Raw genomic sequence first — 17,054 nt, 5'->3', positions numbered from 1 at the left:
GTGCCAGTTGATTACGCATAATAGCAACTGGCAAAAAGCAGAGCAAAAACTTTTGTTTTACGAATTTAAGTAAAAAGAGGCTGGCAAGCCCTATCCATCCATTGAAATAGGTGGAATTCCGGGCTTGCCGGCCATTGACAATCATTGAATGTTTTTCTTTGGAAAGGAAAAAGTTATGAACAGAATGCACTTCTTCTCTGGGAAGAAAATGCTGGCTGCCGGGGCTTTAGCTTTGGCTTTAACGGCTGGTGCTGCCCAGACCAGCCAGTTTAAGGCTTTGCTGCCGGGCAATGGCGAAGCCAAGGCCTTTTATGTGCCGACTGATGCTGAATGCCGGTACGTCATCAAGAGCCAGGCAGATATTGACAAGTTCTTCAGTCAAAATGTCTTTGTCAGAGACTCCCTCCTGGAATTCAAGTTTGAGAACTCTACTCCGATCAAGTTCCCAAAGGATGCTGATTTGAAGCTGATGCGTGGTGTCAAGTTTGACTTCACCGGTAAGTCAACTGGCAACATTGACTTCAACGGGACCAAAATGATGATCAACCGCCGTTACGGCACTAAGAAGAAGATCGACTGGAACGCTGACTGGCCGGAAACGGTCAGAACCAGCTGGACGGTTGAAGGCGACCACAAGAACCAAGTCATTTCCAACTTGAACATTTACGGTTCTGTTCAAGGCTCAGTCAACTCCCAAGGTGTCGTAAGCTCTGACTACAACGGTGGTCTGCAGGTTTCCATGCTCCACACCAAGAACGTGACCTTCAAAAACATGAATTTCCACCAAGTTCACTACTACGACCGTCATGTCTTTGACCTTATGGGCTGCAGCAACATCACCTGGGACGGCTGCCGCTTCTATGGCTACGCTGGTTCTGGCTTCAACCAGGCTGGCTGGAACGCTATCTATACCAAAAATAAGGATCCTCACGGCGTCTACTCAGAAGCTATCGAGCTTGGCGTTGCTACCAAGGAAGACGCGGGCGGTGACCCTAACGTCAACGAGTCAATTTTTGGCAAGAACATGTATGATGGGGCCGGCACCCAAAACGCCACGATCAAGAACTGCTACTTCGGGCCAGAAAAGAATGGCTTGACTGGCGGGGCCATGATTAACGGCTTAGACAAGCGGGCTACCTTCCCTTATGGGGCAAGCGTCGGCAACCACAGCATCGACGAAACCAGCAAGAAGTCTAACTATAAAAACCTAAACGTTACGGGATCCACTTTTGAAAACACGGCTGTAGCCACTAACACGACGCCGACTTACTACAAGCACATGGCGCCAATCCACTACCGTTACTCAGCCCTCGATAGTAAAGATGTAGTCAACTCTTTAACGGCAAGCAACAACACCTTCATTAACGTTCTAGACCGTGGAGACAGCGGGATCCCTGACACTCTGGACGGGCAAGGCAAACCGTTAAATAAAATTGACCTTGGCCTGCACAAGGCTTGGTTCCGGAACGCTCCTGTATATCTGGCAACCGCATCAACTGGCTTCCCGAAGATGAACGCGCACGGCAGCAAGTACACCAAGGCGGTTTTGGCAAGTTCTACCAAGAAGACTACCGCTAAGAAGGCAACCAAGAAGGCTACTAAGAAGAAAGCAGCTAAAAAGACCACTGCCAAGAAGGCAACTAAGAGGTCTACCAAGAAGAAAGTAGCTAAGAAGACTACTAAAAAAGCTACTAAGAAAGCAGCTAAAAAGGCTGCTAAGAAGGCTAGTAGTAAAAAAGTAACTTCAAAGAAGAAGACTGCAAAAAAGTCTACTAAGAAGAAGACCACCAAGAAGTCTTCTAAGAAGAAATCAACTAAGAAAAAGACTGCTAAGAAGTCAAGCAAGAAGAGCACTAAGAAAACTACCAAGAAGAAGTAATTCCTTAGGCTAACTCACCAAGTCCGTCAGCAATGCTGGCGGGCTTTTTCTTTGCCCTGCATCCCCGTACAATTTGTGTTATCATTTTCTACGGTATTTTTTAAAAAATTGTTATCAGCAACAGAAAGAAAAAGAAACATGGACAAAGAAAAAATCAATGAATTGTGGGGCAAGTACAAGGATATCATCCCCTATGTCTTCTGGGGCGTCATGACCACCCTGGTCAACATCTTCTCCTACTGGCTCTGCAACAGCGTCTTCAAGTGGGACATCATGCCAGCGACGATCATGGCCCAGTTCCTGTCGATCGTTTTTGCCTACTTGACCAACCGCAAGTGGGTTTTCCACAGCCAGGCATCCACCTTTAAGGAATACGCCAGCGAAATCGCCAGCTTCTTTGCGGCCAGAATCGGGACTGCTCTTTTAGACATGGCCATCATGTTCATCTTCGCTGAACAAATGCACTTAAACAGCATGGTTATCAAAATCCTAGCCAACGTGGTTGTCGTTATTGTCAACTATGTGGCCAGCAAGTTCTGGATCTTCAAATCTAAAGACTCAGAATAATCTATTTGGATTAATTGCTAAAGAAATGGTAATTATTCCGGCTAAAAGTTTCAACTAATGCATTTTCGTGTTAATCTTGAAGTCAGTTTAACCAGAGAGGAAGGGTGAAAATGCGGAAGAGAAACATAATTTTAGCCTTTTTAGGATGCTTGGGGTCGGTCCTGCTGATCAGCGGCCTGACTTTCCAGAATTCCGGTCAGTCAGCCCAGCTGACCTTGAAATTCGTCAACTTGTTTGAGAAGGTTCATTTTCACCTGACCGGCACTATGGTGGCTGAGTATCCGATCTACCACATGATGCGGAAGCTAGCCCACACGGCCGAGTATTTCCTGCTCGGCGCCAGTGCCTGCTACTTCTTCAGCCGCTGGCAAAAGCGCTATGCCTGGTCAGCCCTGGCCCTGTCAGCCGCCTTCTCTCTCTTTGACCAGACCAGCAAGCTGCTGGTTCCCGGCCGGGAATTCGACCCAACTGACTTTCCTTTCGATATCGCCGGCTACCTGCTCGGGATTGGCTTGATCCTCTTGCTCCAGCGACCATGGGCCAAGCAGACCGTTAACTAAACCGCTAATACATTTTACTAATTGCTAAAAAGAGTGCTTTCCCGGCACTCTTTTTTTATCTTCAGCATTTTCCTGATTCATCATTGTTAAATTCGAATTATCATAAATAGCTAAAAATCGTATAATATATATTGTTTACAATTTGCTATCAGAAGAAAGGAAAAATACTAACTCCTCCGCATTCAACAGATCATACTTTCCCTTCCGCCAATCGGCGGTGCTTTCAAAAGAGAATGCGATATGGAGAAAATGTCAAAGGAAAGCTTAATGAATAAGAACAAATTTACAATTAGCTGGGGAGACTTCAGCCGCTATCGGAGCAGCATGTTTGGCCTTTCAATCATTGGCATCATGGTCTTCCACTACTTCGAACATATTCGCAGCGCCCACCTGCTTCTGGAATCAGAGCAGTTCTGGGACTACTACATTGGTTCGACCGGGGTTGACTTCTTCCTCTTTTTGTCCGGGATGGGCCTCTTCTATTCCTTGACTAAAAACGATGATATTCGCCAGTTCTACAAGAAAAGACTAGTCAGAATCCTGCCAGCCTACCTGCTTGTTTCGGTACCCTTTTTCGCCTGGCGGGATTTTATCCACTTGCACACAGGCATTTTAACCTTTATTAGGGACCTGCTCTTCCTCAATTTTATCGACCATGCCGATACAACCTACTGGTTCATCTTTTTCATCATCGTGATGTACCTGCTTTTTCCCCTCTTGTTCAAATTCTTAGATACCGCGAGCCAAGGAAAAAGATTTCTCCGCCTCTTAGCTGTTTTATCTATTTACGCGCTCTCTTCCTGGGGGCTTTTTGCTTTAAATCACGTAATCTTTGACAACGTGGATATTGCTCTGGCTCGAGTGCCAATTTTTGTTCTGGGCTGCTACTTCGCGCCGCGAATTAAGAAAAATGACCGCTTTACTGTCTGGCAGATCATCCTCTTTGTGCTCGCGACAGCACTATTGATGTACTGCAAGTACAACATTCACTTTGGCATCTGGCTGCCTCTGCCCTACTGGATCCGCTTGACCAACAGCCTCTGGGCCTTTCCATTGATGATCATTGGCCTTTATCTCTGCAAGTTGATCAGTCTCACCAAGTTCCTGCAAGGCTTTGTTAAAATTTCCGGAGCCTTGTCCCTGGAACTATACCTGGGTCATGTTTCGGCGCGGATTTTCCTTACTGCCCACCACATGTCCCTGTATATTCTTTGGCAATACCTGGTCATGATCGCCCTCTCCTACCTGGGCAGCTTTATCTTAAAATGGCTGGAAAACAAGATACAAGGCCAACTCTTGCCGCTATCGCTTAAAAAATAGAAAAATATCGACAAAAAAGAGTACGTGGAAAATCACGTACTCTTTTTGAATATAGCCGATTAGTTCAGCATAATCGTACCGTTGTTTGAACCACCTGTTGATTCTCTAGTAACGGTTGAAACTGGAACCCAGGCAATAGCGCCGTAGTCGTAGGCGTTTCTGTGGCTGGAACCACTGCCAGCACTGTAGTAGCATGGGTCGTAAACCAGGAAGCGGCCGTTCTTGTAACCAGCGATTACCTTAGCATGATGCTTGCTGCGGAAGTAAGTTTCGTAGCTTGAGAAGCCGTAGTAAAGCACTGGGTGTCCGCTCTTTACGACTGACTCGATCTTCGCCATGCTGCTGCCAGTAATATTGGTAAAGCCGCTGTCAAACTTCTTCATATAGTTTGTTAAGCTTGATGCTGACAGCAAACCGCGGAAGTTGGCGGTTGAGTAAACACCACCGTATTGTGGCAGGTTGTTGTAAGCATATCTCATGTTGAAGGACCGGTTCTTGATGCTCAAGAGAGTTGCTGAAGACGCAACCGCGCAGCCTTCTGGCGCGTAGATTGGCGTAAATTGGCTGTGCCAAGTTGGGGCGTGCAGAACACCGTTTGACAAAGCATAGTAGTCTCGGCCACCGACAAAGGCAAACTTCTTGATGAACATCGCGCCGCTCTTCTTATCAAAGTAGTAGCCCTTGCCCTTAATCTTTTGGTAGCCGGTCTTTCTTTGCCCGTTTGAAGCATAGTACTTCTTAGACTTACCAACTGTTTGCAGGCCTGTAGTCATATAAGCGGTCTTCTTGCTGAAATAGTACCACTTACCATTAACCTTTTGTTCACCATATTGCAGCTGGCCGTTTGTCGCGTAATAAGTCTTGTACTTCTTAGTCGTCTTTTTCTTGTACTTCTTCTTAACTAACTTGCCGCGCTTCTTTACCCACTTGTAGGCCGTCTTATAAGACTTCTTAGACACAGTCTGGAAACCTGTCTTCATCGCGCCGGACTTGCTGTCAAACCAATACCAATGCCCGTCAATCTTCTTTTTGCCGTAAACCATGCGGCCATTGGCATCATAGTAAACAGTCTTCTTTTGCTCGGCAATCGTCTGAAAACCAGTCTTCATCGCGCCGGTTTCATCATCGAACAGGTACCACTTGCCATCAATCTTCTGTTTTCCATGAACCAGATTGCCACTGGCATCGTAGTAGACCGTTACACCGTTTTCCGTAACAAAACCGCTCTTTTCCGCTGCCTGGGCCTTAGTGGCCGCAAGGCCAGTCAAACTGCCGGCAAGCAGAAGAGCAGTCAATAGGCTATAACCTTTTTTCACTTTTCCATTTCCTTATTGCAAACAATAGATAAAAACTCTAACGACATGGTTAAACAAACAGTGAATATCTATATTCTGGCAAGACTCACTACCTTGTTTTCCTTATTCTAAGCCAGGCTGGCAGCTTGCTCCCCAGCTTCTCCAGACCCCAGTAAAACATGTCCAAGAGCAGACTAGCCAAGACTGTTATGACCAGCAAAGTCAGATAAGCCACCAAAGGATTTCTTGACCAGAAAACCGCTACCGCGAACGGGTAGAAGTAGTAGCAAAAGAAGGTGTGAGTCAGCCACATATTTGTGCTCAAGCGGCCAAAATACTCAAAAATCTTCCGCGGCCACTTCGCCAGATCCAGCAGCAAAAGGCAGCCTGTCATAAAAACCGGAGTGATGATCAGCATCACGTCGCTGACATTGCCAAATACTTTTTCTTGGAAGTAAAAGGCTGAAACTAACAGCAAAATTCCGATCACCGCCCGCCAAAGGGCCGTGTAGCCGCTAAAGAGCCGGCGGAGATTGCTGAAAACATCATATTTGCCAAAAACGATTCCAAACAAGTAGGTGCAGATAAATGCATTAGGCATAAAGAGCTGGGTCCACAGGTAGCTGGAAGCCAGGCTGTTGAATGGCGCCAGCTTAGTCAAAGCTGGCAGGAACCTGACCGTAAAGACAGACAGCAGCAAAACCAGGCCTGTTTCCACATAGACGTTATTGATCTTTTCTGTCAAATAATAGTAGATGCTGCCCAGCACAATTGCTGCTACAAAGACGCGGACAAACCACCACTCACCGTTGTAGGTTGAAGCATAGCCGGTCAAATTCTGAATGAATTTACTAAGAGAGAAATCAGCAAAGCGATTCCACATAAATGCCCGCGAATACCGCGGCTGCTGGCTGAAAAACAAGAAGCCCAGCGGGACAAACACGAAAAATACCCGCCAGTAAACCCGGTACAGGTTCCAGATCTTCCTCAGCAAGTGGAATTTATGAGCTTCAATCTGCTTAGCAAGGCCCAAGCCACCCAGGAACATGAAGATGTACACGCAGATCTTGCCGAAACTGCCAACCAACTGCAAATGTTTTAATGCCGTAGCCGGCAAAGCAAATTGGTATTTAGTCGGAATCCGGTCCGGAAAAGCCATGATGTGGTGCAGCAGCATCAGCAAAATCGCGATACCCTTCATCGCCTTGGTGTCTTGGCGCGAGAATTGCCATTTACTTATATTCAAAATAGTTACCCTTTATAATTTTATCTAAAGCTATACATAACTGTCAATCCTTTTATTCACCTTTCCTAAAATCGAAGTGATTGCTCAGCTTTGAGGCTAGCAATCGTTCGCCGGGTCCCTTCTTCTAAAGAAAATTCAGCCTGCCAGCCCAAGGCTTCCAGCTTTTCAGCATCTAAAGAGGAATTAGTCATCAAGTTGTAGCCTTTTTTCTCCGCGTCCGTCGGATTTTCAAAAATCACCTGAGTCCCGGCCGCCTCAGCTAAGGCTTCAGCCAGCTGGCGGATGGTAACAACGGAATTCCGGTTGGAAATGTTGTAGGCATTGGCGCTCTTGCCAGCAAGCAGGATGGTCAAAAGCGCCGACGCGCAGTCTAAAGTATAGCAATATGACCGCAGCTGCTGGCCCGCGCTCTTCATGACAATGTCTTCATGGTTGACTGCGTTGCGGGTAAATTGGGCGGATGCCCGGCTGTCAGACTTAGTAATGGTGGGTCCGTAAATGTGGCCCGGCCGGGCAATCACCGTTTCCAGGCCATATTCCTGGCTAAAGGATGCGCACAGAGTTTCTGCCGCCCGCTTGGCGCTTGGATAGCAGGCCCGGGGATTTAAAATATCCACAAAACCATAGTCTTCTTCTTTGAAAGGATTATTATTATCTTTGTTCCCGTAAACTTCGCTGGAAGACAGGTACAGGAGCCGTTTGGCACCTTGCTCTTTGCCCATCTTCAGCAGGGAGTAAAGGCCATTGAAGTTGGCCAGCATCGTTTCAACTGGCTGGCTGACGTAGTAAGAAGGATTGGCATTGCTTGCCCCGTGGATGATGTAGTCAGCTTTTACATTCAGATCTGCTTCTTTGGTGGCATCGTACTGGAAAAAGACATAGTCTTTTCCTTCTTTAAAGCCGGCAAAGCGGGCTGCCATCCGTTCACGGCTGCGGCCGGCCAGGATCAGCTTGATTTCAGCATCCCTGTTTTTGTTCAGCCAAAGCAAGACGTCAACTAAGGCTGAACAGATCATCCCTGTTGCCCCAGTAATAAATAATTTCTTACCAAAAAGCAGTTCCAGATTTGGAACTGCCTTTTGCACGCGGTCTACGTCATCCCAATATTGTTCAGTGTATTTCATCGTTACCTCGTTACTTAAGCCACTCGTCTTTCTTTGTAGAAAGCAGGGCTTCAAAAATCATCAAGTCGTCAACCGTCGTAATTTTCAAGTTGGTTTCTGACCCCTTGGAGAAGTAGACTCTTTCTCCCAAAGCCTGCATCAAGGTGCAAGTTGCAGCCGTGTTGGTAATGCCGCGCTTGCCAGCTTCTTCATGAGCCCAGAGCAGCTTGCCCAAGGTATAGACGTGCGGCGTCTGCGTTCTGTAAAGCTGCTCACGCGGAATTGAGTCAGTTGAAGAAATCCCGCCGTCGCCGCTGCGGAAAACTGCTTCCACACACGGAATAGCGGTAATCGCGCTGCCGTGTTCCTTAAAGGTAGCCAGGCTGTCAGAGATGATTTCCTGGGAAACATTGCAACGGTTCCCGTCATGGATTAAGACGACTTCATCATCCCCTAGTTCCTTGGACAGGACTTCCAGGCCATTGTGGATTGATTCCTGACCGGTTGCCCCGCCAGGCACGACCCACTTGAGCTTGCTGATGTTAAACTGCTTAGCATAGACTTTCAAGACATCCATCCAGGCCGGCAGGGTAACGACCATGATTGCATCAACCAAAGGATGCTTCTGGAAAGCTTCCATCGTGTGAATGATGATTGGCTTGTTGTTCACATGCATGAATTGCTTGGGAATATCTTGCTTCATCCGTGAGCCAACGCCGGCTGCCGTCAATAATGCTACTACCATTTTTTACTCCTTCAGCCGTTTTCCAGCTTTACTGTCAAGCTTTCAATACAGCTTTTTATTCAAAGTTAAATTATCGGCAAAAATCTAGCCATTACTTTCATTTTAACAGATCTATCCAGCATTTGAACCGAATTAACAATCCGCCTATTTAGATATTTCCTTCCTTCTTTCTCCGTATTTTTTAAGTTTCTTTAAAAAGAAGAATAAAATTATTGTGGTATACTTGGAAGTTAGTATTGTGCAAACCAGCATGCTTTTTTAACCAATGCATCTGCATAAGAATGTGAGGAAATCTAGGTGAACAATTTTTACAGTATGGCTGACACCACGCTCACTTTGAAAGAGCTGGCCAAGCTGATCTGGAAGAATCTGCTGCTGATCATTATCGGCACAGCCTTGTTTGGCAGCCTGGCTTACGGGACTGCCAACTACTTGCTTCCAGCCAGATACACCGCCAGCATGGATTTCGTGGCCAAGGGCAAAATTACGCAAGGCGGCTTTACCAAGCGGCAGGCCAGAAGTCAAAACGAGCAGGCAGCCAACGGTTTTCAAAATATCGCCATCAGCCCCGGCGTCATCGATCATACTACCGATGAAATTGACAACGTTTCGCCGACGGCTCTGCGCGAGAACATTACCGTCTGCTCCACTCCCCGGTCCAACACTTATACCTTGACCGTCACTAGTTCTTCGCCTGAAAAGGCAAAGAAGACGCTTAAGGTTGTGGCCAAAAACTTCAAGAAAGAATTTAAACTTGAATACAAGCGGGGGCGCAAGGCTATGCCGACCAAGAAGAAGAGGCGCAAGTACTTAAAGCCAATCCTGCCAACCGTCCTAGTCAAGTCCATCAAGTTCAAAGACAAGACCAACGTTGTCAAGAGCTACCCGAATATCAAGTTTGCAGCCGCGATCGGCACAGCAACCGGCTTCTTGCTGGCAACTTGGGGATCAATTTACTGGCGCCTGCGCAGAAGTTACCGATAAGGAGGTTAGCGTGAAGTCTATCAAATCAGCCGGTGACCGCTTCTTCGCGGTCATGGCCTATATCATCGTCATCCTGTCGGTCATGTCGACGACAGTCATGTGGAACTACTTAAAGGGAGCTTTTATCCCAATCGGGACCTACCGCTACCTGCTTTTAGGGATTGGGCTTCTCTTGGTTCTGGTGACTAATTCCTATAACTTTAAAGACTTGTCCTTCATCGTTTTGACAGTCTGCTACCTGCTTGTCTTTATCTTTTTCTCGCAGGCCAACCCCTTTAAGTACTTTTCCAACCTTTGCCTGCCTTTGACAGCGGCTCTTTTGATTGCCTTTGTCTACTACCGGCATAATATGGGGCAGCTCATTTGGAATAGCTATGCCAACATCGTCTTGATCGTGGCTGGCGTATCACTCTTCTTTTACTTCTTTGGCAGCATTCTGGGCCTGCGGATCGGTGCCGTTGACACCAACTACTACTGGGCCAACAACCCCCACTTTACAACCAGCTACTGCTACCTTTATTTCCACCAGCCCTTACAGGATCAAATGTACCTGGGCCACCACGTGATCAGAAACACGGGGATCTTTACTGAAGCTCCAGGCTATACCCTCTTCCTTTTGAACGGTTTGATCATCGAGCTTTTTATCAAAAAATCCAAAACCTTCTGGCGGATTGGTCTTATCCTGGTCACCCTGCTGACAACCCTGTCAGCAACCGCAATCCTGCTCGGTGCTTTTGCTGTCTTGCTTTCTTTCCTGCAATACCTGCAAGCGCAAGGAAAGCTCAACTTGAAGATCGTCATCCCAGTCTTCCTGCTCTTGCTGGTCTTAGGAGTTATCGTTATCCGGATCAGAAAATCCGGCGGTTCCTCTTACTCAGTCAGAGTTGATGACCTGCGGATCGGCTTGACTCTCTGGAGCCAAAACCCAGTCTTCGGGGTCGGCTTTGGCAATGAAGGAGCCTTGATCAAGATGTTTGCCTTCCACCGGGCCAACAACGGTCTGAGCATGGGGCTGACCACTTTGATGGCTACTGGCGGGCTCTACCTGGCCCTTTACTTCCTGGTACCGTTCTTTACCACCCTCTTTGCCCCAAGCCGCCGCTACCTTCTACCGATCAGCATTTTATTATTGTTGGAAATCATTATTTCCAACATCTCCACCAACCCGGTCTACTTAATGGCCATGGCTCTTCTCTGGTATGCTACTTTAAACGACCTTAGAGAGCAGAGAGTTTTCGCCGGGACTAACTATACCAACCTTTACTTTTAGGGCTGAAAGAGTTTTTTTAGATATTAAAAGAGCATTCCGCTGGGAATGCTCTTTTACTTTGCTGATTTACTTTTTAGCATGATCCGGATCAGTATCCAAATCATCGTGAGATAACTTGCTTTCTTCAGTTACCTCGTTAGCATCATACAGGTCATGCTTGATCTTGGATGAGCTGATCTCCGGGGTTCTTGGCAGGTAAACGACGTTGACGCCCTCTTCTTTCAAAAAGTCGAACTTGCCCTTCCAATCATCCCCCATGACAAAAGTGTCAATGTGGTATTCATGCATATCGCTGCGCTTTTGGTCCCAGTCTTTTTCTGGGATAACCAAGTCAACATAGCGGATGGCCTCCAGCAGCTGCTTGCGCTGCTCATATGAGAAGTAGGTCTTCTTGTGCTTGGAATTCCAGTTGAACTCGTCAGTAGACAAGGCAACGATCAAATAGTCGCCCTGGGCCTTGGCCCTTCTCAGCAGGTTGATATGTCCGTAGTGCAGCAGGTCAAATGTTCCATAAGTAATTACGCGTTTCATAATTGCTCCTTGTCCCCTATTTCAGGTATTCCTTGTAAGACTTGTCTGGGTCAAAAATGACTGAGCCATGGATAGACCCGCCTCTGACAAAGACATTCCACTTGCCGTACTGCTTGGTCAGTAAAGGATCATAGTCCTTTGGAATCGGCAGGCTGAGCATCTCAAACGGTACTCTGACTGGATTGGCCACATACTCGCGCTTCCAGCAGCATTTTTCCGTCTCCAACATGACCATCATGACTTCTTGGGTGTCCTGGTCATCATATTTGGTGATTTCCTTAGCAAAGCGGTCGTAGTAAATGTTGCGGCCACTGCTCTTTTTCTTTTCAAAAAAGAACTTGGTGTAAAGGAGAATTTTTTTCAGACCGGACAAATTCTTATTCGGGTAACCGTTGCAGTAGTTGTAGAACTGCCGGGCCCGGTGCTTGAGCTGGTTGACATTTTTAACAAAAGCTTGCCGCTCTTCTGGATCATCTGGCACATTGTCCAATGGGAAGATATCGATAAAAATCCCTTGGTTGAACTGGTAGTGGAAATTTTGTTCCGACTTGAGGATGGCCGTGGTTAAAGAATTGCGCAGCTGGGCGTGCCCCCGCATAGCACCGGGGTCGGTCTCTTCAGTTTGGAAGAAGTACGGCTCAGCAAATTCATCCTTAGCCACTTCGCACAGACGGTCAAAGTCCTTCCGGTACATCATCAAATCGATGTCATCATCCCAAGGAATGTAGCCGTGGTGGCGCACCGCCCCCAAAAGCGAGCCGCCTGACAAGTACCAGGGAATGTCATATTTCTGGCAGACCCGGTCCAGCTGATCCAAGAGATCCAGTTCCACGGCCCAAATCTTTTTCATTTCCGGGCTGACTGTATAGTCATTTCTGACTTCTTCTTTGAAAAAATCGTCTGAGAGCTTGAGCTTAATATTGTCCATTGTCTTTTCTAAAATCTCCCTTATCCCCTGCCCAAAATCTTCTTAAGCAGGCCAACAGAATCATCCTTCAAGATAAACAAGGTCGCCAGGTAAGTACCCGCGCCTAAAACAAATTGGATGCCCAGCTTGATGATGCCAGGATGGCCAAACGGATTCAAGGCCAGGATGACCAGCATCATCAGAGTTCCGGCAATCAGCTTCTTCCAGATCACCTTGCCAATATAAGCCGGCTCCAAGTAGCCATTGTCATGGTAAAGGTAAAGCAGACTGATTGTCAATTCCGCGATGATTGAGGCAAAAGTTGCCCCGGCACTGGCAAAGCGCGGGATCAAGAACAGGTTCAAGACAAAGTTGACGACTGCCCCGATGATAATGTAAACCGCGCTCTGCTTCCGCAGGCCAGCCGGGTTGTAGTATTGCGAACCCAGACAGTTGGAAATCCCGATAATCACGATCTGCGGGCTGAATAAGCGAAGCAAAAGCGCCACCTTATCCCAGCCGTGACCGAAGAAGACCGGCACAAAGGTATCCGCGATTCCGAGCAGGCCAAAACCAATCCCCACCCCAATGAAGAGAATGTAGTTTATGGAACCCTGGATCCGCTGCTTGATTTCCTTCTCTTTCTTCTTGGCAAACAAGTAGGAAATTCTGGCCCCCAGGACATTGTTGACAGCGGTAAAAGTCACTGCCTTAGTCAAGTTGATAATCTTGGTTGCCTGCTCATAGTAGGCATTTTCCGCGTTGTTCTGGGTCATGAAGCCAATCAAGGTCTTGTCCATATAAGTATAGATGGAGGTGGCAATGGTCGGAATAAAGTAGATCAGAGTTTCATGGAAGTGCCGCTTCAAGTTAGCCAGTTTGATTGGAACTTTTACCACGAACTTATGCAGCTCCAGCCACATAGACATGGTCCCCAGCAAGGTCGTCCCCGTCATGATGAAGACATAAAGGTTGGTATCCTTAGGACTCTTGACGAAGAGCAGGATCAAGACAACCCCTGCCACCTTAACCAAGGCGTTCTTGGTCACCGTGTACTGGAATTGCTCTAAGCCATCAAAGAACCAGGAGATGTCCAGCATGGTGTTAAAGAGGTTCAAGGTCAAGATAAGGAACATGACCCGGTAGTTGGTCTGAAAGCCCAGGTAAACTCCCCATAACAGCAGCATGGCCAGGGAGGTAAAGACGCTCAGAAGTTCAATTTCCCAAAAAATCTGGCTCCGCTTTTTGACGTCATTGCGGTTACGGGCAATTTCCCGCATCCCGTATGACGCTGTCCCCAGAGCCGCGACCAGGGAGAAGTAGGTCTGGATTGAGGAAGTCCAGCTGTAGGCCCCGATCCCGTCAGTCCCGATGACTCTGGAAACGTAAGGCGCCGTAATCAGCGGCGTAATGATCGCCAGAATCTGGTACAAGGTACTGATAACTATATTCTTTTTAATACTAGGATTCTTCATTAACGCTTCCGATCTGATACTACTTGCCCAAGTACATCTGATAAACCTGCTCGGCAGATTCCTGGTTGTCATAACCCAACTTGGTCAGCTGGCTGGCAAATTTCCGCCGGTCCTGGCCGCTAGCCTGGCTGGCCACTTGCGCGAGCAACTTAGCCCAGGCAGCTGGATCAGCCTGCAGGGATTCCCGGAAAATTAAGCCCTCAAAGTCCATTTCTGAGCTGATGACATCAGAAATCACGCATGGCAGGCCGGTCGTCTGCGCTTCCAGCAGGGTTACCGGCAGGCCTTCGTAAAGAGATGGCATGACAAAGGCATCCATAGCAAATAAGTAGTCTGGAATCCTGTCCGTGGACAAGATCATGGTCACCTTGTCTTCAAGACCCAGGTCCTTGATCTTGGCCCGCAGGTCTGCCTCCTTTTCCCCGTTCCCAATCAGAAGCAGGTGGGCTTGCGGCTTGCTTTTTACCAGTTCATTAAAAATGTCTACCAAGAAAAGCTGGTTCTTTTGGTCAGCCAGGCGGCCAATATTGCCCAGCAAGAGCTGGTCAGCAGTTAAGCCCAGCTCTTCTCTGGTTGCCTGCCGCTTTTCTTCACTAAAGACATAGCGGTCCCGGCTGATCCCGTTGTGGATGATCCGGACTCTGCCCTGGTCTTTAGGATTAAAGAGCCAGGCAGCCGCTTCTTTAGAACAGGCCGCCAGGTCAGTGGCATAGCGGGCAATCTGCCTACGTTCATAAGTAACGAAGCCAGGCAGCTTCTGGATGCCGTGCAAATGCTGCAGAGCATTGTGGGAGTGAACGATCACGCGCTTGACGCCGTTTTCCCGGGCTACCTTGGCCATGTCATAACGGCTGGGCAGGTCAGTATCGATATGAACCACATCATAGTGGTGCTTTTTCAAAAACTGGTCAACCACGGCCACCCGGTTGCGGTGGCTCTCAAAAGAGTTCCTGCCAGAATAGCGTAAAGGGTAGACATGAACGCCAAAGGCCTCCACGGCCGCTTCTTTTTCAGGAATACTCTTGTCTGGATCGAGCAGGACATAATCATAGTCCACCCGGTCGCGGAGGGTCTTGATCCATTCGTATTCAACCGAGGTCACCCCATCGTAGTAGAGCATCCCCCGGATCAAAAGCACCTTCAACTTGTCACTCACGCTATCACCTGTTCTTTTACTCGTGTCTTACTTTTCTAAACTCTTAACGGCCTTTTCCAAGGCAGTTTTGGTAAAATGACCTGCTCTCAGCTGTTTAGCCACCTCTCTGGCATTAGCCGCGAAAGTTGCGTATTCTTCTTCCGTCACATTTTTTAAAACTTCCGGCAGGTCACGGAGAGAGTCAATGGTCAAGCCTAAATTCCTGCTCTTGATAAAGCTGGCTTCAGCTGCCTGGCTCCAGATAATAACTGGCAGGGCTGAGGCCAGATACAAGGAGAGTTTGTGGGGATTGTTGTAACGGAGGTAGTTGCCAAAAGGCCCGTCACAGGTCTCAATACTGCTGCCGTCCCAGATCAAGCCAAAGCCGGAATTCAGCTGCTTGGGAATTTCATCGGCTGGAAAGGCCCCATGGTATTCGACATTCTTGTAGGCATCCAAAGTGAAATTCAGCCCGTAAAGGTTGAACTTGGCGTCGATTTTGCCGATATCGTTCAAATACTGGGTCTTGCGGACATCCAGGTTGCCGGCGACAGAAACAGCCCGTTCAAACTTGGCCTGGTTGATCTCGCCATCCGGGATTAAGTAGTCAAAAATCCCCAAGGTAACCAGCTTTTCTGGCGCAACGCCCCGGTCGATGAAGAACTGCTTCATGGAATCGTTATGCACAATCAAGCAGTCAGCATATTTCATCATCTGCTCAAAGTCTTCCGCGAAAAACTTCTTATAGAAGAATTGCCGCAGCTCTTCCACGTCGTGGACCAGGTAGATAAATTTAACCTTCTTTTCTTTCTTCAGCTTGGCCAGGGTTTCTTCCCGCTGCAGCTGGTGGTCCCGGGATGGAGCTTGGAAGAGGACGATAGAATCAGGTTCAATCTGCTTGTAGAGCTTCTGCCAGCTGAAGCGGTAGTGCAGCTGCCGGCGAACCCGGGAAAGGGCATCCTTCTTTCCGGCGCAAACCCGGACTAAGCGCAGGCTTTCAAAGCCTGCCTTTTCCGCGATCTGATTGATATCGGACGGAGCCTTGCCCAAGGCAGTGTCGTCTGAACTGAAAACTTCAAAAATCTGGTACTTTTTCATTAATCCTTGTCTTCTCCCAAGCTGAATTCAAAGAGCGGGTGCTTTTCCCGCTTGGCTGCTGGCGGCGGAGTCATGTAGTCCGGGCCGTAAAGGCGGGTCATGTAACTTTCAATCCCGGCTGGCAGCTTGACTTTGATACCTTCGAAAGTCCCTTCCGTGGTCTTGCACATGTTCTCCCGGCTGTCCATTTCTCCAAAGTAGTGCTTGCGGCCGCTGGGAATCGTCACGTACTTGGAGTTGTCATTTTTGCAGCCGGAGTAAACCTTGTAGGTCCAGTGAGCGGCTGTATCCAAAGGAATAAATTTGAAGAAGCGGCCGATCTTGTACTTTTTAGCAAAAGCCGCTCTGACTTCTGGCGTGTCCTGGATTTCCAAAAGCTTTGGCAAGTAGTCATAAACCTTCCGGCAGCTGAGCAGGTAGCCAACCGCCAGGCTCCAGTAGCCTCTGAGCTTGCGGGCAAGGGCATTGTCCGGAGTGTTTTCCAGGACAAAAATGTCAATGCAGATTCCGCAGTTCTCTCTTGGTTCAGCAACATCATTAAAGGTCCGGTAAGCCGTACCCTTCTTGATGAAGCGGCTGGCAGCTGCCCCATAGCCCGGGGTAAGTTCCGGGGCAAGGAGCTTATAGCCAGTTCCTAACTCTTTGTCAAAAACTTCCTTGAGCTTGTTAAAGTCTTTTCTAGGCATGTTGACATCGATGTCGTCATCCCAGGGAATAAAACCCCGGTGTCTGATCGTGCCCAAGACTGATCCACCGCTTAGGGTGTAGTTGAGGTCATACTTGGCGCAAACAGCCATGAAATCCTGGAGCATCCCCAGCAGGGTCTGCTTCAGCTTTTTTAAATCTTCGCCTTCAACGTAAACTACGTGGTCGCTGTCCCCAAAAGCATTCTTCTGGGCCGCGAAGCCATCCTTGGTTCCTAATTTACTCATGCAGCTG

Annotated in this window: 16 protein-coding genes; 6 read left to right on the top strand and 10 right to left on the bottom strand. The window is 48.0% G+C overall.

The annotated features are described in order from the left end of the window. The first annotated feature begins 175 nt into the window (after positions 1-175). From ACLUXO_RS04715 to ACLUXO_RS04700, 4 genes are all read left to right on the top strand, one after another. Entirely contained in the window at positions 176-1,879 is a 1,704-nt protein-coding gene (locus ACLUXO_RS04715; RefSeq protein ID WP_412136532.1) for a hypothetical protein, read from the top strand. A gap of 138 nt (positions 1,880-2,017) precedes the next feature. Beyond that, on the top strand, positions 2,018-2,446 hold the full coding sequence (locus tag ACLUXO_RS04710; RefSeq protein WP_004560873.1) for a GtrA family protein: 429 nt from the start codon (positions 2,018-2,020) through the stop codon (positions 2,444-2,446). Positions 2,447-2,556: 110 nt separating this feature from the next. After that, the gene (locus tag ACLUXO_RS04705) at positions 2,557-3,006 is read left to right on the top strand and encodes a VanZ family protein (protein WP_412136531.1); all 450 of its coding nucleotides are present in this window, start codon (positions 2,557-2,559) and stop codon (positions 3,004-3,006) included. Between the two features lie 267 nt (positions 3,007-3,273). Beyond that, the gene (locus ACLUXO_RS04700; protein WP_412136530.1) at positions 3,274-4,326 is read left to right on the top strand and encodes an acyltransferase family protein; all 1,053 of its coding nucleotides are present in this window, start codon (positions 3,274-3,276) and stop codon (positions 4,324-4,326) included. Between the two features lie 59 nt (positions 4,327-4,385). Here ACLUXO_RS04700 and ACLUXO_RS04695 read toward each other — a convergent pair whose 3' ends face one another. The 4 genes from ACLUXO_RS04695 to ACLUXO_RS04680 all read right to left on the bottom strand — a co-directional run bounded on the left by ACLUXO_RS04695 (position 4,386) and on the right by ACLUXO_RS04680 (position 8,715). Further along, a complete protein-coding gene (locus ACLUXO_RS04695) occupies positions 4,386-5,642 on the bottom strand; it encodes a C39 family peptidase (RefSeq protein ID WP_412136529.1) in 1,257 nt (418 codons plus the stop codon). A gap of 88 nt (positions 5,643-5,730) precedes the next feature. Then, complete coding sequence (locus tag ACLUXO_RS04690; protein ID WP_412136528.1) at positions 5,731-6,822, bottom strand: acyltransferase family protein; 1,092 nt, start codon at positions 6,820-6,822, stop codon at positions 5,731-5,733. Positions 6,823-6,932: 110 nt separating this feature from the next. Next, a complete protein-coding gene (locus ACLUXO_RS04685; RefSeq protein WP_412136527.1) occupies positions 6,933-7,991 on the bottom strand; it encodes an NAD-dependent epimerase/dehydratase family protein in 1,059 nt (352 codons plus the stop codon). A gap of 10 nt (positions 7,992-8,001) precedes the next feature. Next, the gene (locus ACLUXO_RS04680; RefSeq protein ID WP_412136526.1) at positions 8,002-8,715 is read right to left on the bottom strand and encodes an IspD/TarI family cytidylyltransferase; all 714 of its coding nucleotides are present in this window, start codon (positions 8,713-8,715) and stop codon (positions 8,002-8,004) included. A gap of 297 nt (positions 8,716-9,012) precedes the next feature. Between ACLUXO_RS04680 and ACLUXO_RS04675 the strand changes: the two genes are divergently transcribed. Further along, positions 9,013-9,699: a Wzz/FepE/Etk N-terminal domain-containing protein gene (locus tag ACLUXO_RS04675; RefSeq protein WP_412136525.1), complete on the top strand. Its 687-nt coding sequence runs from the start codon at positions 9,013-9,015 to the stop codon at positions 9,697-9,699. Between the two features lie 10 nt (positions 9,700-9,709). Then, positions 9,710-10,969 carry a beta-carotene 15,15'-monooxygenase gene (locus ACLUXO_RS04670; RefSeq protein ID WP_412136524.1) on the top strand — a complete coding sequence of 420 codons (1,260 nt, stop codon included), beginning with the start codon at positions 9,710-9,712 and terminating at the stop codon, positions 10,967-10,969. 66 nt (positions 10,970-11,035) lie between these two features. On the opposite strand, the gene tagD is transcribed toward ACLUXO_RS04670, so the two are convergent. Genes tagD through ACLUXO_RS04640 form a run of 6 tightly spaced genes read right to left on the bottom strand, consistent with a single transcriptional unit; the run spans position 11,036 to position 17,047 of the window. After that, on the bottom strand, positions 11,036-11,500 hold the full coding sequence (gene tagD / locus ACLUXO_RS04665; protein ID WP_300616015.1) for a glycerol-3-phosphate cytidylyltransferase: 465 nt from the start codon (positions 11,498-11,500) through the stop codon (positions 11,036-11,038). 16 nt (positions 11,501-11,516) lie between these two features. After that, complete coding sequence (locus ACLUXO_RS04660) at positions 11,517-12,428, bottom strand: LicD family protein (RefSeq protein ID WP_412136523.1); 912 nt, start codon at positions 12,426-12,428, stop codon at positions 11,517-11,519. 20 nt (positions 12,429-12,448) lie between these two features. Beyond that, positions 12,449-13,882 carry an oligosaccharide flippase family protein gene (locus ACLUXO_RS04655; RefSeq protein WP_412136522.1) on the bottom strand — a complete coding sequence of 478 codons (1,434 nt, stop codon included), beginning with the start codon at positions 13,880-13,882 and terminating at the stop codon, positions 12,449-12,451. 19 nt (positions 13,883-13,901) lie between these two features. Then, the gene (locus tag ACLUXO_RS04650) at positions 13,902-15,038 is read right to left on the bottom strand and encodes a glycosyltransferase (protein ID WP_412136521.1); all 1,137 of its coding nucleotides are present in this window, start codon (positions 15,036-15,038) and stop codon (positions 13,902-13,904) included. 27 nt (positions 15,039-15,065) lie between these two features. Continuing rightward, on the bottom strand, positions 15,066-16,115 hold the full coding sequence (locus ACLUXO_RS04645; RefSeq protein ID WP_412136520.1) for a glycosyl transferase: 1,050 nt from the start codon (positions 16,113-16,115) through the stop codon (positions 15,066-15,068). After that, entirely contained in the window at positions 16,115-17,047 is a 933-nt protein-coding gene (locus tag ACLUXO_RS04640) for a LicD family protein (RefSeq protein ID WP_412136519.1), read from the bottom strand. The genes ACLUXO_RS04645 and ACLUXO_RS04640 overlap by 1 nt, the downstream gene beginning before the upstream one ends. Between the last annotated feature and the right edge of the window lie 7 nt (positions 17,048-17,054).

Origin of the sequence: Lactobacillus delbrueckii subsp. bulgaricus (assembly GCF_046938665.1) — a bacterium.
Lineage (GTDB): Bacteria > Bacillota > Bacilli > Lactobacillales > Lactobacillaceae > Lactobacillus > Lactobacillus delbrueckii_C.
This window is presented reverse-complemented; position numbering and strand designations above follow the sequence as displayed.